At 70.7% G+C, this 21,135-nt stretch carries 22 protein-coding genes; 6 read left to right on the top strand and 16 right to left on the bottom strand.

The window, feature by feature from the left end:
* Window positions 1–16 precede the first annotated feature (16 nt).
* From ACWGPE_RS05870 to ACWGPE_RS05845, 6 genes are all read right to left on the bottom strand, one after another.
* Window positions 17–1,114: an ABC transporter ATP-binding protein gene (locus ACWGPE_RS05870; RefSeq protein WP_231429300.1), complete on the bottom strand. Its 1,098-nt coding sequence runs from the start codon at window positions 1,112–1,114 to the stop codon at window positions 17–19.
* A gap of 30 nt (window positions 1,115–1,144) precedes the next feature.
* A complete protein-coding gene (locus ACWGPE_RS05865) occupies window positions 1,145–2,203 on the bottom strand; it encodes an ABC transporter substrate-binding protein (RefSeq protein WP_231429299.1) in 1,059 nt (352 codons plus the stop codon).
* Window positions 2,204–2,244: 41 nt separating this feature from the next.
* Window positions 2,245–3,033 (bottom strand): ABC transporter permease, encoded by a 789-nt coding sequence (locus ACWGPE_RS05860; RefSeq protein WP_275507006.1) that lies wholly within the window; start codon window positions 3,031–3,033, stop codon window positions 2,245–2,247.
* Window positions 3,030–3,914, bottom strand: a complete 885-nt coding sequence (locus tag ACWGPE_RS05855; RefSeq protein ID WP_275507005.1) for an ABC transporter permease — start codon at window positions 3,912–3,914, stop codon at window positions 3,030–3,032. Before ACWGPE_RS05855 ends, ACWGPE_RS05860 begins: the two co-directional genes overlap by 4 nt.
* A gap of 230 nt (window positions 3,915–4,144) precedes the next feature.
* Entirely contained in the window at window positions 4,145–4,417 is a 273-nt protein-coding gene (locus ACWGPE_RS05850) for a hypothetical protein (protein ID WP_452048329.1), read from the bottom strand.
* Window positions 4,414–5,007 carry a hypothetical protein gene (locus ACWGPE_RS05845; protein ID WP_231429295.1) on the bottom strand — a complete coding sequence of 198 codons (594 nt, stop codon included), beginning with the start codon at window positions 5,005–5,007 and terminating at the stop codon, window positions 4,414–4,416. Before ACWGPE_RS05845 ends, ACWGPE_RS05850 begins: the two co-directional genes overlap by 4 nt.
* A 106-nt stretch (window positions 5,008–5,113) precedes the next feature.
* On the opposite strand from ACWGPE_RS05845, the gene ACWGPE_RS05840 reads away from it, so the two are divergent.
* On the top strand, window positions 5,114–5,593 hold the full coding sequence (locus tag ACWGPE_RS05840; RefSeq protein WP_231429294.1) for an AAA family ATPase: 480 nt from the start codon (window positions 5,114–5,116) through the stop codon (window positions 5,591–5,593).
* A gap of 64 nt (window positions 5,594–5,657) precedes the next feature.
* Here ACWGPE_RS05840 and pntB read toward each other — a convergent pair whose 3' ends face one another.
* Window positions 5,658–7,079, bottom strand: a complete 1,422-nt coding sequence (gene pntB / locus ACWGPE_RS05835; RefSeq protein ID WP_452048328.1) for a Re/Si-specific NAD(P)(+) transhydrogenase subunit beta — start codon at window positions 7,077–7,079, stop codon at window positions 5,658–5,660.
* Window positions 7,072–8,691, bottom strand: coding sequence for a Re/Si-specific NAD(P)(+) transhydrogenase subunit alpha (locus ACWGPE_RS05830; RefSeq protein WP_452048327.1), 1,620 nt, complete (start codon window positions 8,689–8,691; stop codon window positions 7,072–7,074). The genes pntB and ACWGPE_RS05830 overlap by 8 nt, the downstream gene beginning before the upstream one ends.
* Before the next feature lie 468 nt (window positions 8,692–9,159).
* Here ACWGPE_RS05830 and ACWGPE_RS05825 point away from each other — a divergent pair, with 468 nt between their 5' ends.
* The 3 genes from ACWGPE_RS05825 (at window position 9,160) to ACWGPE_RS05815 (ending at window position 12,393) form a co-directional block, all read left to right on the top strand.
* Entirely contained in the window at window positions 9,160–9,441 is a 282-nt protein-coding gene (locus ACWGPE_RS05825) for a DUF4242 domain-containing protein (protein WP_231429292.1), read from the top strand.
* 5 nt (window positions 9,442–9,446) lie between these two features.
* Entirely contained in the window at window positions 9,447–9,695 is a 249-nt protein-coding gene (locus ACWGPE_RS05820; protein WP_376930020.1) for a hypothetical protein, read from the top strand.
* A gap of 76 nt (window positions 9,696–9,771) precedes the next feature.
* Window positions 9,772–12,393, top strand: coding sequence for an ATP-binding protein (locus ACWGPE_RS05815; protein WP_452048326.1), 2,622 nt, complete (start codon window positions 9,772–9,774; stop codon window positions 12,391–12,393).
* A 13-nt stretch (window positions 12,394–12,406) separates the two neighbouring features.
* On the opposite strand, the gene ACWGPE_RS05810 is transcribed toward ACWGPE_RS05815, so the two are convergent.
* The gene (locus ACWGPE_RS05810; RefSeq protein ID WP_452048325.1) at window positions 12,407–12,979 is read right to left on the bottom strand and encodes a hypothetical protein; all 573 of its coding nucleotides are present in this window, start codon (window positions 12,977–12,979) and stop codon (window positions 12,407–12,409) included.
* Between the two features lie 76 nt (window positions 12,980–13,055).
* On the opposite strand from ACWGPE_RS05810, the gene ACWGPE_RS05805 reads away from it, so the two are divergent.
* Window positions 13,056–13,769 (top strand): IclR family transcriptional regulator, encoded by a 714-nt coding sequence (locus ACWGPE_RS05805; RefSeq protein WP_452048324.1) that lies wholly within the window; start codon window positions 13,056–13,058, stop codon window positions 13,767–13,769.
* Window positions 13,770–13,847: 78 nt separating this feature from the next.
* Here the strand turns inward: ACWGPE_RS05805 and ACWGPE_RS05800 are convergent, their stop codons facing one another.
* From ACWGPE_RS05800 to ACWGPE_RS05770, 7 genes are all read right to left on the bottom strand, one after another.
* Window positions 13,848–15,761 carry an FAD-binding monooxygenase gene (locus ACWGPE_RS05800; protein WP_231429287.1) on the bottom strand — a complete coding sequence of 638 codons (1,914 nt, stop codon included), beginning with the start codon at window positions 15,759–15,761 and terminating at the stop codon, window positions 13,848–13,850.
* Window positions 15,762–16,008: 247 nt separating this feature from the next.
* Window positions 16,009–16,380, bottom strand: coding sequence for a hypothetical protein (locus tag ACWGPE_RS05795; RefSeq protein ID WP_231429286.1), 372 nt, complete (start codon window positions 16,378–16,380; stop codon window positions 16,009–16,011).
* 71 nt (window positions 16,381–16,451) lie between these two features.
* Window positions 16,452–17,945: an MATE family efflux transporter gene (locus tag ACWGPE_RS05790; protein ID WP_452048323.1), complete on the bottom strand. Its 1,494-nt coding sequence runs from the start codon at window positions 17,943–17,945 to the stop codon at window positions 16,452–16,454.
* Window positions 17,946–18,121: 176 nt separating this feature from the next.
* Window positions 18,122–19,045 carry a methyltransferase family protein gene (locus tag ACWGPE_RS05785; protein WP_452048322.1) on the bottom strand — a complete coding sequence of 308 codons (924 nt, stop codon included), beginning with the start codon at window positions 19,043–19,045 and terminating at the stop codon, window positions 18,122–18,124.
* Window positions 19,038–19,565, bottom strand: coding sequence for a putative immunity protein (locus ACWGPE_RS05780; protein ID WP_231429283.1), 528 nt, complete (start codon window positions 19,563–19,565; stop codon window positions 19,038–19,040). Before ACWGPE_RS05780 ends, ACWGPE_RS05785 begins: the two co-directional genes overlap by 8 nt.
* A gap of 68 nt (window positions 19,566–19,633) precedes the next feature.
* Window positions 19,634–19,921 carry a DUF1905 domain-containing protein gene (locus ACWGPE_RS05775; protein ID WP_231429282.1) on the bottom strand — a complete coding sequence of 96 codons (288 nt, stop codon included), beginning with the start codon at window positions 19,919–19,921 and terminating at the stop codon, window positions 19,634–19,636.
* Between the two features lie 13 nt (window positions 19,922–19,934).
* The gene (locus tag ACWGPE_RS05770; RefSeq protein WP_452048321.1) at window positions 19,935–20,315 is read right to left on the bottom strand and encodes a DUF1761 family protein; all 381 of its coding nucleotides are present in this window, start codon (window positions 20,313–20,315) and stop codon (window positions 19,935–19,937) included.
* Window positions 20,316–20,395: 80 nt separating this feature from the next.
* Here ACWGPE_RS05770 and ACWGPE_RS05765 point away from each other — a divergent pair, with 80 nt between their 5' ends.
* Window positions 20,396–21,034, top strand: coding sequence for a TetR/AcrR family transcriptional regulator (locus ACWGPE_RS05765; RefSeq protein WP_275506997.1), 639 nt, complete (start codon window positions 20,396–20,398; stop codon window positions 21,032–21,034).
* The last annotated feature ends 101 nt before the right edge of the window (window positions 21,035–21,135 follow it).

Below are 21,135 nucleotides of genomic sequence, written 5' to 3'. Positions count from 1 at the left end.
TCTGGCGGTGGTTCGGTCAGCGGACGACGATCCTGGCGTCCTGCGGGCGCCACGAGAGGCGGAGGGTGTCGCCGGTGGCGAGGCCCGGCAGGTCGCGCTCCTTGACGAGGCTCGACAGGGAGGCCTTGATGAGTCGGCCGCCCACGCTCAGGTGGAGATGCCACTCCTCGCCGAGGAAGGTGAGGGTCTCCACCGTGCCCTCGATGCCATCGCCGTCGCGGTGCACCTCGATCCGCTCGGGGCGGAGCAGCAGGGTTCCCGTGCGCTCGTGGGTGACCGTCTCGCCGAGCACTCCGCGCACCGCGCCGATGCCGTCGAGCGGCACCGTGACCACGTCACCTTCGACCCCCTCGGGAACGGTGACGTCGAGCAGGTTGCAGCTGCCGATGAAGCCGGCGACGAATCTCGTCTCGGGCTTGTTGTAGATGTCCTCGGGCCCGGCGACCTGCTGGACGACGCCCTCCGACATGACCGCGATGCGGTCCGACATGGTGAGGGCCTCCTCCTGGTCGTGCGTCACGTAGATGAACGTGATGCCGACCTCGCGCTGCATGCGCTTGAGCTCGTACTGCATCTCCTTGCGGAGCTGCTGGTCGAGCGCGCCGAGCGGCTCGTCGAGCAGCACGACCTTCGGACCGGAGACGACGGCGCGCGCCAACGCCACCCGCTGGCGCTGGCCGCCCGAGAGCTGGTCGGGCTTCCGGTCGCCGAGGTGTCCGAGCTTCACGAGCTCGAGCGCCTCCCGGGTGCGGCGGTTCGCCTCGCTCTTGGCGACGCGCCGCACCCGGAGCTCGAAGGCCACGTTCTCGAACACGGTCAGGTGGGGGAACAGCGCATAGCTCTGGAAGAGCATGTTGAGATCACGGTTGCGGGTCGGCACACCGGTCACGTCCTCGCCGCCGAGCAGCACACGTCCGGCGGACGGCGTCTCGAAGCCGGTGATCATCCGCATGAGCGTGGTCTTGCCGCACCCGGAGGGACCGAGGATCGAGAAGAACTCGTTCTCCCGGATCTCCAGGTCGAGCGGGTGCACCGCGAGATGGCCGGCGAACTCCTTGGAGAGCCCCTGGATCTCGACCGCGGAGGCGGCGGTCGACGTGGTCTGCGTGTTCATGATCCCAATCGCTGTTCGCTGGTGGCCGGCCTAGGAGGCCTTCACCCGGGTCCAACCGTCCTGGTAGTACTTCATCGCCTCACCCGGGTCGACGATGAAGTCGGCGTTCGCGACCTCCTCATCGGTCGCGTACACGGCGGAGTTGCTCAGCACACCCTGGTCGGTGACGTGCTCCTGGGCGGCCGCGTTCGCACTCGCCAGCCCGCCGTCGTTCGTCGCCATCGCGGCGATCTCGGGGCGGAGCAGGAAGTTGATGAACTCGTACGCGGCATCCTGGTGGGGCGCGCCCTTCGCGATGGAGAGACCGTCGACCCAGAGGCTGCCGCCCTCCTCGGGCAGCACGTAGTGCACGTCGGGGTTCTGCTCGATGATCTTCGCGGTGCTCGTGCCGCCCCACGCCTCGGAGATGCAGACGTCGCCGCTCGCGACCAGGTCGCCGTAGTTCGTCGAGTTGTAGCCCGAGAGGATCGGCTTCTGCTCGATGAGCGACTCGGTCGCCGCGTTGATCTCGTCCTCGTCGGTGCTGTCGGCGTCGTACCCGTTGACCTGCAGGCCGGCGATGTAGGCGGCGAGCATGTTGTCGAGCATGTTCACCTTGCCCTTCCACTTCGGGTCGAAGAGCGACTCCCAGCTCGTGATCTCCTCGCCGCCCGTGCAGGCGGAGTTGTACAGGAGGCCGGTCGTGCCCCACACCCACGGCACGGAGTGCTCGAGCCCGGGGTCGTAGCTCGGGTCGGCGAACTTCGGTGCGAGGTTCTCGATGCCCTCGATCTTCGACTTGTCGAGGGTCTCGATCAGGTCCTGGCCGACGAGCTGCTGCACCGCGTACTGGCTGGGCTCGACGATGTCGTAGCCCGAGTTGCCCGCTGCGAGCTTCGAGATCATCGTCTCGTTGCTGTCGAAGTTGTCGACGTTGACCTTGATGCCGGTCTCCTCGGTGAAGGCGTCGAAGACCGACTGGGGGATCTCGTCGGCCCACGCGTAGACGTTGAGCTCCGTCGACGCGCCGTCGCCGGATCCGCCGGTGCTGCACGAAGTGAGTGCCAGTACGGCGACGATGCCGACGGCTGCTGTGGTCAGCTTCTTCATTGCGGGGTTCCTTTCGGTGGGGGGATGTTGCAGTTCGGGGGCTAGCCGCGCGACTCGACGAGGATGCGTCGCATCTGCGTGACGCCGACGAGGAGCACGATCACGAGCGTGAGCAGGATGAGCAGTGCTCCGAGGGCGTTGATCGTGGGGGTGAGTCCGGTCTTGAGGCTCGAGTAGATCTTGAGCGGGAGCGTCGTCGACCCGACGCCGCTGAGGAACGTGGACATCACGATGTTGCTGAACGACGTCGTGAAGCTCAGCAGCCATGCGGCGACCACGGCGGGGCGCAGCAGCGGGAAGTACACGCGGGTGAACGTCTGCCACGGAGTGCAGCCGAGGTCGGTCGCCGCTTCGGGGAGGCTCGGGTCGAGCATCACCGCCGAGCTCATGAGCACGAGCGTCGCGAGCGGGAGCGACACGATGAGGTGGCCGAGCACGAGCGTGCCTATGCCGAGGGGGATCTTCGTCGTGCTGAACACGCTCAGCAGCGCGACACCGAGCACGATCTCGGGCACGATCAGCGGGAGCGCGATGAGCGCGAGGAGACTGGCACGCCCGCGCCCGCGGTACCGGGCGATTCCGAGCGCGAACATGATGCCGATGATCGTGGCGACGGTCGCGGTGATGACCGCGACGATCGCGCTCGTCTGCAGGGTCTGCATGAGCGCGGCGTCCTGGAACAGCTCGACGTACCACTGCAGGGTGAGCCCCTCGAAGCGGGTGTTCGTGCCCGCCGCGTTGAACGAGTACACGATCACCGCGACGATCGGGAGGTAGAGGAAGACGAAGACGCCCCGGGCGATGCCGTTCACGACGCGATCCACGGTCACGCTCCCTTCTTGGCGGACGAGCGCTTCAGCCCGAGGCCGACGAGCACCATCGAGATGAGCATCAGCAGCAGGAGCACCATCGACGCCGCTGCGCCCATCGGCTGGTTGCGGAACTCCGTGTAGAGCGTGACGATGAGGTTGCCGACGAGCGGGTCCTTGCCGCCGCCGAGCAGCACCGGGATGACGAAGACGCCCATGGTCGGGATGAACGTGAGCAGTGCGGCGCCCAGGATGCCCGGGCCCGTGAGCGGCAGGATCACCCGGCGGTGCACCCCCCACCACCCGCAGCCCAGGTCGGTGGCGGCCTCCTTCAGCGACGGGTCGATCGACCGCATCGACGCGTAGATCGGGAAGATCGCTGTCGGGAGGAACGAGTAGAGCAGGCCGAGCACCACGGCGACGTTGCTCGGGATGAGCGAGAAGCCGGCGACGCCGAAGATCCCCAGCAGGCCGGCGATCGGGCCGCCCGATCCGAGGATCGTGATCCACGCGAACGTGCGCACCAGGAAGTCGGTCCAGAACGGGATGATGACGAGCAGCAGCAGGAACCCCTGCCGGTTCGGCGGTCGCGACACGATGTAGTACGACGTGATGTACCCGACGACGAGGCAGACGACGGTGTTCAGGACGCCGAGCCCGAGCGAGTAGAAGAGGGTCTTCGAGTAGACCGGGTCGAGCAGCTTCGCATAGTTGTCGAAGGTGAGCCCGTCGGTGATCCCGCCGTAGTTGTCGGCGACGGCGAAGCTGTTCCGCGCGACGATGAACAGGGGCAGGATGCCGAGCAGCACGACCGAGGCGATGCCCGGAACGAGCAGCAGGAGTGACCCGCGCTTCGGCCGCTCCTTGCGACCCAGCTGGATCGCCCGTGTCGTCGATGTCACTTCGCTCCTTCGCAGATCACCGCCCGGATGGGTGGAATCCCCATCCTGTTATGCGGGGCTGATGATCCGCCCGGGTTCGCGTCGCGGAATCCGTGGAAGTCGGCACCAATCCCGACGGAGTCCGCGTCGGCCGGCGATCGGGCGGTCTCACGAGCAGGCGGAATCGGGCGTGCGGCGGCCGTGAAACCGGTCGCGCGCTCCACCCGATCGGTGCGCGGAGTGCCGCTGTACTAGTGCGTCGGTCCGCCGTCGGCGGGGTCGTCGCCGCCGAGCTCTGCCTGCTCGTCGGCGTTCGGCTTGATCGCCATCTGCAGCAGCGCGAGCACGACGAGCACGACGATGAACGCGCCGCCCGCTCCGATGAGCGCGATGGTCCAGTCGCGGGTCGTGAGGAGGGCGATGACGCCGACGAAGATCGCGGCGATCGCGGCGCCGGCGACGTACTCGGCCGGGCGCAGGCGATCGCGCCGACTCGGTTCGAACTGCCCGGGCGTCTGGCTCACGACTGCGGCTCCGTTCCTGCCGCGGGTGCCCCGTCGGCGGTCTGGTTCGCGGCCCACTTCAACGAGAGGCCGCCGATCACGAGGAAGACGCCCACGATCACGAGGTAGCCGCCGAGCAGGCCCACCGCGGTGACGGCGTCGGGCGGAAGGAGCAGGAACACGAGCGCGAGCAGTGCCGTGAACGCTCCGACCGCGATCCAGTCGCGCGCGACCGCCGAGCGACCGCGCGAGCGCAGCCCCGCGTAGAGCTCGACGAAGCCGGTGACGGCCGCCCACACGCTCACGAGGTAGAGCAGGAAGGGCAGCCCGCCCGGCACCGCGAGCGCGAGCAGGCCGGCGGCGACGGTGACGACGGCGGTGATGGCGAACAGCGAGCGGATGCCTCGGCCGCCGAGCAGGCGCAGGCTCAGCGCCCCGACGACGAGACCGGAGACGACCGCCCACACCCCGAAGACGACGAGGCCGAGGTCGGCCGAGTGGTCCTGCGAGAAGGTGATGACGGCGGCGGGAACGATCGCGAGAAGTCCGCGCACGACCGGGACGACCCAGTAGTGGGGGCGCTCCGGAACTGCATCGCGGGCGGTGGCCACGGCGACCTCTTTCACATCGGAGGGGAGTACCGATCCATCCTACGTGGGCGCGGCTGAGCGCGTGCCCGGGGCGATCGCAGACACGGCCGCCCAATAGGCTTGACGCATGAGCCGGGTCCTCTTCATGTGCGGCCCGGCGGGCTCCGGCAAGTCCACGATCGCCCGGCGGTTCGAGTCCGAAGGCATGGTCCGACTCTCGTTCGACGTCGAGGCATGGCGACGAGGCATCCGCAGCATGCCGCTCGCGCCCGACGTGCACGCCGAGATCGAGTCCGAACTGCAGTCCCGACTTCAGCGCGCGATCGAGCAGGGACGTGACGTCGTGCTCGACTTCTCGTTCTGGTCGCGTCAGGACCGCGATCGGTACCGGGCGCTCGTGCGAAGCGAGGGAATCGAGCCGGAGACCGTGTACGTGGCGGCACCTCGCGACGTCGTCGTGCGACGCGTGCTGGCGCGCGGTGCAGAGCACGCCGACGATTTCCCGCTCGACGAGGCGCTGGCCGGCGCGTATTTCGACGCTTTCGAGCCGCCGACCGCCGATGAGGGACCGCTCACGGTCGTCAGCCCGGACGACGACCGGCGGTGAACCCGGCCTGAGACGAAGGATGCCCCGCGCCGACGTGCGGCACGGGGCATCCGTTCGCTCACGCCTACAGCGCCCGCAGGATGTCCTCCACGCGCTGCTTCGCGTCACCGAACAGCATCTGCGCGTTGTCGCGGTAGAACAGCGGGTTGGCGACGCCGGCGTAGCCGGCCGACATCGAGCGCTTGAACACGACGACGTTCTTCGCCTCCCACACCCGCAGCACCGGCATGCCCGCGATCGGGCTGCCCGGGTCTTCGGCGGCGGCAGGGTTGACCGTGTCGTTGGCGCCGATGACGAGCACGACATCGGTCGCCGCGAGGTCGTCGTTGATCTCGTCCATCTCCTCGACGATGTCGTACGGCACCTTCGCCTCGGCGAGCAGCACGTTCATGTGCCCGGGCAGGCGACCGGCGACCGGATGGATCCCGAACCGCACCTCGACGCCACGCTCGCGCAGCCGGCTCGTGAGCTCGGCCACGGGGTACTGCGCCTGGGCGACGGCCATGCCGTAGCCGGGGGTGATGATGACGGTCGAGGCGTCGCTCAGCAGTGCGGCGACGGCCTCGGCGTCGACCTCGTGCGTCTCGCCCTCGACCTCGCCGCTCGACGACGGCGCGGCGATCCCGAAGCCGCCCGCGATGACGGAGATGAACGACCGGTTCATCGCCTTGCACATGATGTACGAGAGGTAGGCACCCGACGAGCCGACGAGCGCACCGGTGACGATGAGCAGGTCGTTGTTGAGCAGGAAGCCCGCAGCGGCCGCCGCCCAGCCCGAGTAGCTGTTCAGCATCGAGATGACGACCGGCATGTCGCCGCCGCCGATCGAGGCGACGAGGTGCCAGCCGAGCGCGAGCGCGAGCAGCGTCACGACGACGAGCAGCCACAGCTCGGGCGTGACGACGTACCAGACGGTGAGCACGACGAAGGCGACGAGTGCGCCGAGGTTGAGCGCGTTCTTGCCGGGCAGCATGAGCGGCGCCGACTTCATGCGGGCCGAGAGCTTGAGGAACGCGACGATCGACCCGGTGAACGTGACGGCGCCGATGAAGACGCCGATGAAGACCTCGGCGTGGTGGATGTCGAGGAGCGCGCCGGTCATGCCGGTTTCATCGAGCGCCCCGTTCCAGCCGACGAGCACGGCTGCGAGGCCGACGAAGCTGTGCAGCAGGGCGATGAGCTCGGGCATGCCCGTCATCGCGACCACGCGGGCTCGCCACAGGCCGATCGCCGCGCCGACGATCACCGCGACGACGAGCAGGATGAGCCCGGTCGTCACCGCGGGTGTTCCCCGCGCTCCCGCGAACGTCACCCATACGGTCGCGACGAGCGCGATCGCCATGCCTGCGATGCCGTAGCCGACCCCGGCTCGGGAGGTCTCGTGCCGGCTGAGCCCCGCGAGGCTCATGATGAACAGCAGCGCCGCGACGATGTAGGCGGCTCCGGCGATCGACGCCGGGGTCAGCAGGGTCGTGGTCTCAGGCACGGTCGGCTCCAGTCTCGGCCTTGGCGGCGGCGCGGGCGGCGGCAGGGGCCGTCGGCGCGGCGGCGGGCGCGGCACCCTTCGCGAACATCGCCAGCATGCGTCGGGTCACGGCGAATCCGCCGAAGATGTTGATGCTCGCGAGCAGCACGGCGACCGCCGCGAGGATCTGCACGACCGGCTGGTCGCTCGTGATCTGCACCATCGCGCCGACGACGATGATGCCCGAGATGGCGTTCGTCACGCTCATGAGCGGCGTGTGCAGCGCGTGCGCCACCTTGCCGATGACGTAGAAGCCGACGACGATCGCGAGCACGAGCACCGTGAAGTGCTGCGGCAGCGGCGGGGGAGCGACCGCGTTGACGAGGAACAGCGCGGCGACGCCGACCGCGATGAGCGCGACCTTCCTGCCGGCCGACATGGGCTGCTTCTGCGTCGCGGATGCCTCGGCCGAGGCATCCGGCTTCGGCGATGCCGCGGCGGGCGCGGCCGAGACCTGCACGGGCGGCGGCGGCCAGGTGACCGCGCCGTCCTTCGCGACCGTCACCGAGCGCTGCACGATGTCGTCGAAGTCGAGCGACGGCTCGCCGTCCTTGCCCGGGGTGATGAGCTTCATCAGGTTGACGACGTTGGTGCCGTAGAGCTGCGAGGCCTGCGTGGGCAGGCGCGACGCGAGGTCGGTGTAGCCGAGGATGACGACGCCGTTCGGCGTGACGATGCGCTCGCCCGCCACCGAGCCCTCGACGTTGCCGCCCATGCCGGCTGCCATGTCGACGATGACGCTGCCCGACTTCATGCTCGCGACGTCGGCCGCGGTGATGAGCCGCGGGGCCGCGCGTCCGGGGATGAGCGCCGTCGTGATGACGATGTCGACATCGGCCGCCTGCTCGGAGTAGATCTCCGCGGCGCGGCGGTCGTAGGCCTCGCTCGTCGCCTTGGCGTAGCCGTCGGTCGACTGCTCGACCTCGACCTCGACCTTGAGGTACTCGCCGCCGATCGACCTGACCTGGTCGGCGACCTCGGGGCGCGGGTCGGTCGCGCGCACGATGGCGCCGAGGCTGGAGGCGGCCCCGATCGCCGCGAGCCCCGCGACGCCGGCACCCGCGACGAGCACCTTCGCCGGCGGGACCTTGCCGGCGGCGGTGACCTGGCCCGTGAAGAATCGGCCGAACTCGTGCGCGGCCTCGACGACGGCGCGATAGCCGGCGATGTTCGCCATCGAGCTCAGCACGTCCATCGACTGGGCGCGCGAGATGCGCGGCACCGCGTCCATGGCGAGCGCGGTGACGCCGCGTCCGGCCAGCGCCTCGAGCAGTTCGGGCTTGAACGCCGGGGCCAGCAGGCCGACGACCGTCGCACCGGGCTGCAGGCTGGCGATCTCGGCCTCCGTCGGCGCGTTGACCTTGAGCACGACGCCGGCGGCGAGCGCCTCGGCGGTGCCGACGATCGTCGCACCGGCGTCGACGTAGGCCTCGTCGGGGAACGCGGAGGCGGCGCCCGCACCGGCCTCGACGATCACCTCGTAGCCGAGCGAGATCAACTGCTTCACGGTCGCCGGCGTCGCGGCGACCCTGGTCTCGGGCGGTTGCTCGGTGACGACCCCGATGCGCGTCATGCGGTGCTCCTTCTCGTCTGCCTCGTCGAGACGGTCGCCGGGTGCGACCGCCTCAGCGTGCGTCACCGTCGACGCGGGACGGGAGGACCCCGCTGCGGCGACGGTGCTGCATGCCGAGCACCCACTGTATGGTCACAGAACTTCCTTAATGTGAAAGTTACGTTCCGTTATGCGGAATCGTTGCGTGCCTGTGACCGTCGCAGCGAGGCTCGGCATCAGCGTAGACGCGCGAACGGCGGTGACGAAGGTTTTCCGCCCGATTCGCCTCGAAGGATCTGCACTTCTTTCACCGGACGGAAGTTCGACCCCGCTACTCGACCGCGTCGTCGGCGCGCTCGCGCACGGGACTCGTCGCGGGGAGTGCACCTCGGCCGAACATGGGGAGGTTCTCCCGATGCCCCGCAACGCCCGACGACCGGACCATTGTTTCGTCCGGCAGCCGCCGGACGCACTCGAAGGAACGGAACCATGAAGACATTCATCATCGAACGCGAAGTGCCCGGCGCGGCTCGCCTGAGCCACGCCGAACTCGCAGAGATCTCGACGGTCTCGAACGCCGCCGTCGACTCGCTCGGCGTCGAGTACGACTGGGTCACCACCTACGTCGCCGGCGACAAGCTGTACTGCGTGCACCGCACTGACGACGCCGAGACGGTGCGGGAGCACGCCCGGCGGGGCGGGTTCCCCGCGAACCTCGTCTCGGAGGTCGTCGCCGAGTTCGGCCCGCACACGGCCGCCGAGATGGCGTGATGGCCATGGACACCGCAACGACCGTGGTGTTCGCGTCGAGCGCCGCGGCGGCCGAGCACGTCGACGCGTTGAGGGGCCGCTTGACGGCGCACGTCGCACATGCGTTCGCCGTCGTCGGCGCGTTCGCCCGGCGACGCCGACGACGCGACCCGCTCAGCCATGAGACGGTTGCGCTCGCCCTCGAGAACCGACGGATCGCCGCCCGGCTTCGCGCGGACTCGCAGCGCGGCGCCGTCGGCGGCCGGCTGCTCTGAGCGAGTCGGCTCCCCAGCCGCCGGCATGCTCGAAACCGCCCACCCGAACCGGCCCCATGACACGTACGCTGCTGTCATGGGGCTGTTCGAGCGCGAGCCCGAGCTCGCGACGCTCCGCGACGGGGCGCGACGCATCGAAGAGGGCGGCCGCGTCGTCACGGTGACCGGTGATGCCGGCGCCGGCAAGACGAGCCTCATCCGCGCCGCGTTCGGCAGTGCACCGGCCTCGGGGCCGCGCCTGCTCCGCGGCCTCTGCGATCCGCTGACCACGCCCCGGCCGCTCGGCCCCATCGCCGACGCGCTGGGCGAACTCGATGCGATTTCGCGGCCCGGCGGCTCGAATGTCGCACCGGGCGGTGGCGCGACATCCCCGCTCGACGGCGAAGGCGCGTTCGTCGCGGCGGTCGCCGACCGCGCGACGGTACTCGTCATCGAGGACGCGCAGTGGATCGACGCCGCCTCGGTCGAGATGCTGCGCTACCTCGTGCGCCGCATCGACGCGCTGCCGGTGCTGCTCATCGTGAGCTACCGCGACACCGTCATCGGTGTCGGGCATCCGCTGCTCCCGCTCCTCGGCGACGTCGCTCGACTCGAGACGGCGTCGTCGATCACGATGCAGCCGCTGTCGGTCGCGTCGGTCGCAGCCGTGCTCGCCGGTACCGGGGTCGACCCGGGCCGCGCGCACGAGCTCACGGGCGGCAATCCCTTCTACGTCGGCGAGATCGCGCGACATCCCGACCAGCGGCTGCCGTCGACGATCCGCGACGCGGTGCTCGCGAGTACCACCGCGCTCGACGGTGACGACCTGGAGACCCTGCAGCTCATCGCCTCGGCACCCGACGCGCTCGACGACCGCCTGTTGCCCGGACTCGGCATCGATCTGCCGCAGTTGCGTCGCCTCGAGGCGACCGGGCTCATCGTGCGAGCCCGGCGCGGCATCGCGTTCCGCCACGAACTCGCCCGGCTCGCAGTGCTCGACTCGGCCGGACCGGGCGGCGCGAGCCTGCTGCACCGACGGCTGCTCACGGCCCTCGAGGCGCTCGGCTCGAACGACTACGCGGTGCTGACGCACCACGCGGAGGCGGCCGGCGACGACGCCCGCACCCGGCGATACGCGGCCCTCGCCGCCGACGTCGCGACGCGCACCGGGTCGCACTCGGAGGCGGTCGCCTTCCTCGAGCTCGCACTCGCACACCTGGGCGACGAGCGCACTCACCGCCGCGAGCGCGCCGAGATGCTCGAGCTCCTCAGCACGGAGCAGTACATGGTGTCCCGATTGCCCGAGTCGATCGCGTCGATCGATGCGGCGCTGCGGCTCCGCGAGCAGCTCGGCGACCGCGAGGGCGCGGCAGCCGCGCACGACCGGCGCGCCGTGGTCGAGTACTACTCGGCGCGGCGTGCCGCCGCCGAGCACCATGCCGAGCTCGCGGTCGCGGCGAGCGACGGCACGCCGAACGGGCCGTCGGCGCGTGCCACGCTCGCCTATCTCGCCTACCGGCGCCACGACCTCGCCGCTGCCCGCGCCATCCTGCTCGAGGCCGAGCACGATGATGACGCGCCGGCCGGCCCGCACGACGACCCCGCCGCGATCCGCTTCGCCATCACCGAGGCGGCCGCCGCTCTCGTCGAGGGCGAGCCGTCCGGCCGTCCCCGGCTGCTGCTGCGTGCCGCGCAGGCACTCGACCGCTCGCTCGACGAGGTCGGCACGACGGCGTTCTCGAATCTGGCTGCGATCGACATCGAGTCGCGCCGCTTCCGCGAGGCCGAGGCCGTGCTCGCCCGTTCGATCCCGCTGACCGTCGAACGCGACATCCCGATCTGCTACCAGTGGCAGACGGGCATGCGGGCACGGCTCCACTTGCTTCGCGGACACTGGGCCGCGTCCGCCGAGGATGCCTCGAACATCCTCGACGAAGGCAGTGCGCCGCTCGCCTCGGTGTGGCCGAACCTCGTGCTCGGGCTCGTCGAGCTGCGAACGAGCGGTGACGACGCGACGGTCTCCGAGCACCTCGACACCGCATGGGAACTGGCGCTCGAGCTGGGGGAGTCGCTCATGATCCTCGGCGCCCTCGCCGCGATCGCCGAACGCCGGTGGATGAGCGGCGGCGCCGATGCGCGGCTCGACGAGGCGCCGGCCCACCTCGGCGCCGCCGCCTCATTGCCGGGCATGCAGTGGGCGATCGGAGAGCTCATGGTCTGGCTCGCCCGCGTCGGCCGGGCCGTCGATGCCGATGCGAGCGGGCTCGCCCGCATCGCCGAGCCGCACCGGCTCGAACTCGCCGGTCGCCACGCGGAGTCGGCCGCGGCCTGGTTCGCACTCGGTTCGCCGTTCGAGGCGTCGCTCGCCGAGCTGCACGGCACCGACCGGGAGGCGGCCATCGGCGCCCTGATCCGGCTCGAGGAGATGGGGCTGGATGCCTCGGCGGCACGCGCCCGCACCCTGCTCGCCGATCGAGGCATCCAGGGGCTGCCCGCGCAGCGCAGGGCGAGCACCCGGTCGAACCCCTCGGGCCTCACGAACCGCCAGCTCGACGTCGCCCGCCTCGTCGCGAAGGGGCTGACGAACGCCGAGCTCGCGACGAGCCTCTACATCTCGCCGAAGACGGCCGACCATCATGTCTCGGCGATCCTCGCGAAGCTCGGACTCTCGAGCCGGCGCGAGATCGCCCGACGGGCCGCCGAGTTCGGCATCGACTGAGCGACCGGCTCGTTCACCGCTCCACGTCGGGTCGGCGGCCCTTCCGGGCCGCCCGCCGGGCCGCGACGCGCCCGAGCGAGAGCGTCTCGGCCTTGCGCATCATCTCGGGCTCGAGCTTGACGTACCCGGCGCTCTGGACGCCGATGGCGACGGCCCCGCTGACGAGGATGACCACGCCCGCGATCCAGCTGATCTGCCAGAACGCCGCCACCGTGCCGACGCACGCGGCCGCCATCGCGACCCCCCGGGCGAAGCCGACGCTGCGCGCGCGGCTCACGCGGTGGCGGTACGCCTCCTGGCTGCCGAGCAGCATGAGCATCGCGAGCAGCGGAATGGCCAACGCGAACGAGATGACCGTCACGAGCCCGAGCGGGGGAAGGTCGTCGCTCCCGATGTACGGCTGGACGATCACGACGCCGAGGCCGATCAACCCGCCGTACATGAGCGTGTTCTGCCGGATCAATTCGTCGGCGAGGCCCGGCTCCTCGAGGAGTTCGCCCGTGATCGCCTCGTCGTCGCTCATGCCGAGCGGGTCGCCGGCCGCCGGCTGCCCGCTCGACGGGGACTCGTCACCGTGTTCGGTCATCGACGTCAGTCTCGCACCCGAGGGGTCGACGGCGCCATCGTCCGATGATCGAGCAGGTCGTTCTAGTATCGGACGCATGGCGGCAGACATGAAGGCGGCGCAGGCGGGGTCGCAGACCCTCAGCCGTGGCATCCGGATCCTCGAGATCCTGGCCGATGCCGACCGCGCGCTCTCGATCGACGAGGTGGCCGCCGAACTGGGCGTGCACCGCTCGGTCGCCTACCGCCTGCTGCGTACGCTCGAGCACCACGGGCTCGCCTCGCGCGACGCCGGGGGGCGCATCGTGCTCGGGGCCGGGCTCGCCGCACTGGCCGCCGGGGTGCAGCGCGACCTGCAGCAGCTCGCCCTGCCCGAGCTCGCGGAAGTCGCCGAAGGACTCGGCATGACGTGCCTGCTCGCCGTGCTGCTCGACGGCGACGAGGCCGTGACGCTCGTGAGCGCGTCGCCGCGCCGGACGGCCGCCGTGTCGTACCGGCCGGGGCACCGGCACCCGATCACGCGCGGAGGCCCCGGCAAGGCGATCCTCATGGGCTTGCCGGAGTCGCGCTGGCCCGACGACGTGCCCGAGGCCCTGCGCGCCGAGATCGCCGAGAGCCGTGCCCGCGGGTACACCGTGAGCCACGACGAGGTGGTGCCGTCGCTGCGATCGGTCGCCGTGCCGCTCAACCTGCCCGGGCAGCCGCCGGCGGCGATCGCCGTCATCCACGTGTCGTTCCCCCGGCCCGAGGCCGAGCTCGCCCAGCGGCTGCTCGTCGCCTCGGCGAACCTGCGGCGCGCCTCGGGCGCCTGACGACTCGGCCTCTGCGCCCCGAGAGTGCACTCGTCGCCCGATTTCCGGGCCACGAGTGCACCTTCGACGGGCCCGGGTTCAGCGCTCGAGCATCTGCCCCGCGAAGAACTCGCCCAGCTCGGCCGTCGCCGTGAGCGGCAGCACGTGCGCGACGTACCCGTCGGGGCGCACGACGACGACCGCACCGTCGCGCGAGATGCCGCGCTCCTCGAAGATGTCGGTCGGGCACCAGACGCTCGGGCCGGCGGCGAAGACCTTCTCCCAGTCCATCAGCGCGAGCGGACCGGTCTTCGGCCGGAACGCCTCGGGCGCCCGGGTGATGTCGAGCTCGTCGTGCCGCTGCTGGTAGATCGCCTTGACGTCGAACACCGCGTCGACGTCGGCACCCGCCGGCGTGAACCGCGACACCGGTGACTCTGGTGCGGTCGCCATCCACTCGGCCCAGTCGGTGAGGGCGGATGCCTCGCCCGCGGCCGGCGCGTCGGCGAAGGCGTAGACGCGCCAGCGGCCGTCAGCCTTGGCGTGGTGGCCGAGGTGCACGACGTTGCCGTCGCACACGAACGACACCTGCGACGACTTGAACCGCTTGCCGATCGGGAACCCGGTCGCGAGCTCCTGGTGCGCGGCGTCGCCCGTGATCATCGAGGGCCCGTACTGCGTCATGAACCCCGACGGGAACTCGGCCGTGCCGAGGTAGAAGGTCGCGAGCTCCTGCGGGTCGGAGATCTCCTCGGGCTTGCGCGCCATGAGCGACGACCACTCGCGGTCGAAGTCGATGAGCTGCTGCGCGACGGGCTGCCGTTCGGCCGAGTAGGTCGAGAGCAGCGACGCCGGCGCGAGCCCCGAGACGACCGAACCGAGCTTCCAGCCCAGGTTGAAGCCGTCCTGCATCGAGACGTTCATGCCCTGGCCGGCCTTCGCGCTGTGGGTGTGGCAGGCGTCTCCGGTGAGGAACACCCGCGGCGAGGCATCCTCGTCGTCGTTCGCCCGGTCGTCGAAGTGGTCGGTCACCCGGTGGCCGACCTCGTAGACGCTGAACCACGCGACCTGGCGCACGTCGAGCGTGTACGGGTGCAGGATGTCGTTGGCCTTCGCGATGATGGCCTCGATCGGCGTCTTGCGCACCTCGTGGTCGTCATCCTCGGCCACGGCCCCCAGGTCGATGTACATGCGGCTGAGGTACCCGCCCTCGCGAGGGATGTGCAGGATGTTGCCCGCCTCCGAGTTGATCGCGCACTTCGTGCGCCAGTCCGGGAAGTCGGTGTTCACGACGACGTCCATGACGCCCCACGCGTGCGACGCCATGGCGCCGATGTGCTTGCGGCCGATCGCCTCGCGCACGCCGCTGCGCGCGCCGTCGCAGCCCGCGACGTACTTCGCGCGCACGGTGCGCTCCTCGCCGGCGCGCTCGCCCGCGGTGTAGCGCACGCGCACCTCGACGGGGTAGCCCGACGCCGCGCCTTCGCTGCCTTCCTCGTGCACGGTGAGGCCCGTGAACTCGATGCCGTAGTCGGGCACGATGCGGCCGGGCCCGTGGGCGGCGGCCTCGGCGAAGTAGTCGAGCACGCGCGCCTGGTTCACGATGAGGTGCGGGAACTCGCTGATCTTGTAGCCGTAGTCCTCGGTGCGCGAGGTGCGGATGATGTTCTGCGGGTCGGCGGGGTCGGGGCCCCAGAAGTTCATGTAGCCGATGTTGTACGCCTCGGCGATGATGCGCTCGGCGAAGCCGAACGCCTGGAACGTCTCGACGCTGCGCGGCTGGATGCCGTCGGCCTGGCCCAGCACGAGCCGGCCATCTCGGCGCTCGATGATGCGCGTGACGACGTCGGGGTACTGCGAGAGCTGCGCCGACAGCAGCATGCCCGCTGGCCCCGAGCCGACGATGAGCACGTCGATCTCGTCGGGCAGCTCCTCGGGGCGGTCGATGCCGACCCCTGCGGCCGGGAGCACCCGGGGGTCGCCGGACACGTAGCCGTGGTGGTGGAACTGCACGGTGGGCTCCTCACGTCGTCGTGACGAGGCACCCGGCGGTTTCGAGAGATGGATGCCTCGCGTTGTTCGATATTCGAACGTGCTATTCGTTTATCGCGCGAGGCAATGGTAGATCGCGACGCGACGCAGCACAAGCCGGGTGGCGATCAGCGCCGGGCGACCGATGCGGTCGGGCTCGGCGACGTTCGTCACCTCGGTGGAGGAACCGGGTCGCGGCGGGTGGTCGGGCTTCCGTTCGGGCTTGCGGTCAGCGGGAGCGGGCGAACCGGCTCGCGCCGATGATCATCGCCAGGGCGGCGCCGACCGCCGACACGAGCGGCACCGCGACCACCGCGAGGGCGATCGTGTTGGGGCGGAATCGCAGTCCATCCGGTCCGCCGATGTACGCCCCGATCGGCACGGCGTAGCCACCGCCACCGCCACCGCTGCCCTCACCCCGACCGGCCGGGGTCTTCTCGGTCTCCGGCATGTCGCCGGAGCCCTCACCCCCGCCGAACCCGAAGGCCACGAGCGCGACCGGAACGAACTCGCGCCCGTCGATCGTCGACTTCTCGCCGTACGCCACCTTCGCGCCCCACCTGGGCACCGAATCCGCCAGGTTCTCGATGAGCTTCGTCATGCGCTCGACGGTACGCGCGTTGCCCGCGCGCGGCTAGACCCACCGCGAGGTCCGGAACGCGATTGCGCTGGTCAGCGGGTCTCGACGTTCGACGCGAGGTCGGGATCCTGATCGTCCTCGGCGGGCCGATGGACCGGCACCGATCCGGTCACGACGGCGTCGACGGTCATCGACCCGTCCACGGGCCCGATGACCGCGACCGGCGTGGTCGGAGTGGCCGCGAGCGGCTCGACCGGCAGCCGACCCAGACGGCGATGCTCGCGGACGTAGGCGGGAATGAGCAGCGCGACCGAGCCCAGCCACGCGAGCGGGTTGCTCAGCACGACGCCGACGAAGCCGAATATCGACCCCAGCACGACCGCGGCCGCGACGCGCATCACGAGCTCGATCACCCCGGTCACCGTCGGCACGACGGTGTAGCCGAGCCCCTGCAGCACTCCTCGCAGGATGAACAGCACGCCGAGCAGCGAGTAGGTGAAGCCGTCGATGGAGAGCATGAGCGCGGCGGCGTCCACCACGTCGTTCGACCCCTCGCCGACGAAGAACCGCACGAGTTGCTCGCCGAACATGATCAGCAGGGCCCCGATCGCCACGGCTGCCCCGATCGACATCCAGGTCGCCTGCACGACGCCGCGACGAACGCGGTCGGGGCGCTTGCCGCCGAGGTTCTGCGCGGCGAACATCGAAGCTGCGAGGCCCAACGACGAGAGCAGCGCGACCGCGATCGACTCGACCCGCGATCCCAGCGTGAACGCGGCGACCGCGTCGGCGCCGAGCTCGTTGAGCGCCACCTGCACGGTGAGCGTGCCGATCGCGATGATCGAGGTCTGCACGCCCATGGCCATGCCGATGCGCAGGTGCTCGCGCAGCTCGCCGCGCGACACCCTCCAGTCGGAGCGGCGCAGGTGCAGCACGGGCAGGCGGCGGCGCACGTAGAGGAGGCAGAGGGCGACCGAGACGGCCTGCGCGACGACCGTCGCCCACGCCGCTCCCGCCACGCCCCAGCCGAGCGGGCCGACCATGACGACGACGAGGCCCACGTTCAGCACGCACGCGATCGTGAGGAACACGAGCGGCGTGCGCGAGTCGCCGAGCGCCCGGATCACAGCGGAGAGGTAGTTGAAGAACATGACCGCGGCAGCCCCGAGGAAGCTGACCTGCGTGAACACGGTCGCCTCGGCGAGCAGCTCCTCGGGGGTCTGCAGCAGGCGCAGCGTCGGTTCGGCGAGGAACGGGGCGGCGATCGTGAGGCACGCGCTCATCGCGGCGGTGAGCATCGTGCCCGTCGCCACCGAGCTGCGCACCGCGGCGGAGTCACCGGCGCCGAAGGCCTGCGCCGTCGGGATGGCGAATCCCGAGGTCAACCCCCAGGCGAATCCGAGCAGCAGGAAGAGCAGCGACCCCGTCGCACCGACCGCGGCCAACGAGTCGATGCCGAGGTAGCGCCCGACGACGATCGCGTCGGCGACCTGGTAGAGCTGCTGCACGACGTTGCCGATGAGCAACGGCGTCGCGAAGACGAGGATGACGCGCCAGGGGGCGCCGGTGGTGAGGGAGGTGGTCATGGGGCTCTCGGCGGGTCTCTGCGGGGGCTTCAGATGTTTGCGTTGCCAAGGCAGCCTATCGAACCGATTCGATGCGGGTGGCCCGGGTCGGGAGATCACGACACGCGAATCGCACGGCCAGGTGCGCGGGTCACAGCCTCCCGGGAACGAGCGGATCGAACTCGGTGCGGTCGACGTCAGGTGCGGGAGACTTCGAGTGGCGTCGCCGAGAACCGCGGCACCCAGCACCGCACCGCCGCGCGGTACCGGCGGAACTCATCGCCGATTCTCGCTTCCATCTCGGCCTCCTCGAGCGGGCGCACGACGAAGTTCCAGAACAGCCCGCCCGCGACCGCGTAGGCGACGACCAGCCACGCGCCGAGCATGAGACCGACCGCGACCCCCTGCGTGATGCCCGCCAATGCCATCGGGTTGCGCACGAGGCGATACGGCCCGGTGATCACGAGCCGGTTCGCGGTCGCCGCGGGCAGCGGAGTGCCGGCGCCGCGGGTCGCCATCGCGACCGCCGACCAGATGCCGAGGCCGCTCGCGAGCGCGAACACGAGGGCACCGAACGGCAGCAGCCAGCCGGGCGCGGGCACGGCCAGCCCCCACCGCACTTCGAGCCAGGCGATCACCGCCGGCACGACTCCGAGCAGCAGCCCCCAGAAGACCACGATCTGCACGGCGGTCGCCGCGAGGTGTGCGACCGTCTTCGCCGACTCGTCCGCCCGGCGGAATCGGAACGGCCCGACGAGCATCCACTCGGTCGGCACGCGTCCCAGCACCATCAGGCAGAGAGCCACCACGGATGCCACGGACGCCGCGCCCATGAGCAGCACACCCCAGCCCGCCTCGGTGCTGAGCGTCGCGTACACCGTGAGACCCGCGGTGACGATCAATGTCCACCCTGTCGCGACGAACGCCGCCGCGCGCACGCCGCACGCAGCGACCGCCGAGGCCCCGACGAACAGCGGGAGGTCGAGCACGGCGACGACCATGGGGTCGAGCCCGCCGAGCGTGGCGCCCCGCACGACGGGCACCGTGAACACCGCGAGCCACCACGCCAGTCCTGCGACCGCCTGCACCCCGAAGTACGCCCGGCCGAGCCGTTCACTCATCGAAGACGTTCCAGCAGATCGCGCTGCGGCGCCGCTGATCGTCGAGCACGAGATCGCGGATGGCCGGCGGCAGCCGGTCGCGCTGCCAGTCGCGCTCGGCGAGCCGCGCCCGCTCCGAGGCATCCCCGTCATCAACGGGTGCCGCGGCCGTGGCCGCACGGATCGCATACGCCGCCGCCCCGAGCTCGTGCTCGGCGACGTGCGCCACCGCGACCGCCTGCCCGACCGACAGCGCAGCGAACTTCACGGGATCGGGTCGGCCTCGGCCCGCGGCGTTCGCGTGGAACGCCGCATGATGCGCCTCGCGCATCGGCACCTCGCCGCGCACCCACCCGCGTGCGACCTCGAGCACCTCGCGCGGCCGCGGGTCGTCGGGCTGCGCGTCCTCGAAGAGGGGCAGCACGTGCTCGGCGCACGCGATCGCCCACTCCGCGAGCAGGTGGTGGTCGTCGTCGCTCAGGGTTCCGCCACGACGGATCGTGATGAGCCGCGGATCACGTTCTTTCGGCAGGATCGGCACCTGCCATTCCTACCATCGCGTCGGCGCGGCCGGCGGCGCACCGTCGCGGGCGCCGCGCCCCGCAACGCTCAGCTGAGACGGCGGGTGAGGTGGACGGTGACCGAGTCGCCGTCGGTCTTGCCGATGCGCTTGCGGACGGCCGCGGAGACCGGCAGCTTGTGGGTGCCGTCGCCGAGCGCCATGAACGCGCCGCGGAACGGCTCGCCGTCGATCGTGCCCTCGACCTTGACGAGGCCGCGGGTGTCGAAGATCGTCGCCGAGTCGGGCAGCTGGGCACAGGTCCAGGTGTCACCCTCGCGCACCTTGCCGAGGGTCGAGGTGAAGGTGATGTCGAGCGGTCCGCTCGTGTCGGTCATGTCGTTGCTCCGATCAGGTGAAGGCGCCGACGAGGGCGCCGATGATGACGAGCTTGAGCAGCCAGTCGGTGAGGTGGACGAGCGCGACGGGGATCGGCGTGTTCTCGTGCACGACCGACCCCAGCAGGAGGACCGCCGGCAGTGAGGCCAACGCCAGTCCGAGCACCGCGCCGGCCGCCGCTCCGTGCCAACCGCCGGCGACCATCAGGCCGAGCACGAGCAGGGACATGACGAGGCTGCGGAGGACGACGAGCAGCATCTGGACGACGACCGGGATGCCTGGGCGAGGGGTGCTCCGCGCGCCGATGAGCCGGGAGACCGGCGGAATCGCGTAGAGCACCGCGCTTGCGATGAACGAGACGACCGTGGCGAGGGCGACGCCGAGGAGTGCCATGCGGTGCCCCTTTCAGTACTGGTGAGTACTCAGTACGGTACGCGTCTCGTTTTAGTCCTGTCAAGTACTAAACTGGAACCATGTCGGTTCCCACTTCTGCTCGCGGGCGTCCGCCCGGGCTCACCGGCTCGGCACTGCTCGCCGAGGCGCGGGCCGTCTTCCTCGAGCGCGGCTACTCCGCCGCGACGATGGACGAGGTGGCCGCGCGTGCGCGAATCTCGAAGAGCTCGTTGTATCGGGAGCATCCATCGAAGTCGGCGCTCTACCGCGCGGTGGTCTCCGACTGGGCGGCCTCGGGTCGCGGCGCGATGCGGCCGGCGCTCGACCGGCTCGCGCAGGCGCCCGATGTCGAGCACGGGCTCGTCGAGCTCGGTGAAACGCTCCTGCGCGCCATCCTCTCGCCCGACGTCGTCGCCATGCGACGACTGGTCATCAACGAGGCGAAGACGCAGCCCGAGGTCGCGGCCATCTACTTCGAGGAGAGCTGGCAGCGCAACGTCTCCGATCTCGCGGACACCTTCGACGACTTGCGCCGAGCGGGCGCGCTGAAGGCCGACGCCCCCCGGGCGGCTGCCGAGGAGTTCACGTGGCTCGTCGTCGGCGCCCCGCTGAACGCCGCTCTGCTCGGCGTCGAGGCCGAGCCGGCGGCGGATGCCTCGGCGAGAGCCGTCGCGCTCTTCCTGGCGCGCTACGGCGAGCCGGGCCGCCACGTGCCGTGAGCATCGAGCGCCCGGTTGCCGTCGGTGTCGCCGTCGACCGCCGGCCGCGGTGACCGCGTCGGTGCGTGGAGCCCTCATACACACGCGGGGCGGGCGGACGG

It is taken from the genome of Agromyces sp. NPDC055658 (assembly GCF_053618155.1).
Note: the sequence above shows the minus strand (reverse complement) of the source record. Positions and strands in the feature narration are given on the sequence as shown.